The organism is Oleiphilus sp. HI0117 (assembly GCF_001635235.1).
This window is the reverse complement of the sequence record NZ_LWGA01000591.1, coordinates 1-451: the sequence shown is the minus strand read 5'-3', so window position 1 is coordinate 451 and position 451 is coordinate 1. Positions and strand designations below refer to the sequence as shown.

Genomic DNA, 451 nt, shown 5'->3' with positions numbered 1-451 from the left:
TGGAGTCAACAGCTGGAAAGATAAGCAACATCAACCCCGGCTTGTTGAACATTTGCTGGTCTGCGCTGAAAGCTGGGTGGCACCCCGCGCACTCTTTGACGCAGCAATCGAGTACCTGGCCCACCAGAAGATCGCCATTCCTGCCTATAGTACCCTGCAGAAGATCGTCAGTCAGGTGATTAATCAACATCAGCAACGATTGTATGATCAGATCAATGCCGCTTGCAGCCAAAGCTTAAAGAATATGCTGCAGACACTGGTTTCCGATGAAGACCACTTTACATTGAAGCAGCTGCGCGGGAGCGCTCGCAACTTCACCGGTACCGAGCTGCAGAAAGAGCTGGCGGTGTATAACCATATTCAACCGCTAATGGAGGATGTGACGACTGTACTCGACTCGCTTTCTCTGTCCCAGAAAAACCAGCATCACTATGCCGAACGGGTTGATTAT

Annotated in this window: 1 protein-coding gene; it reads left to right on the top strand. The window is 50.6% G+C overall.

Features of this window, described 5'->3' with window-relative positions; genetic code table 11:
• A partial coding sequence (locus tag A3757_RS06565) for a DUF4158 domain-containing protein (protein ID WP_156506235.1) occupies positions 1–451 on the top strand: 451 nt, incomplete at both ends.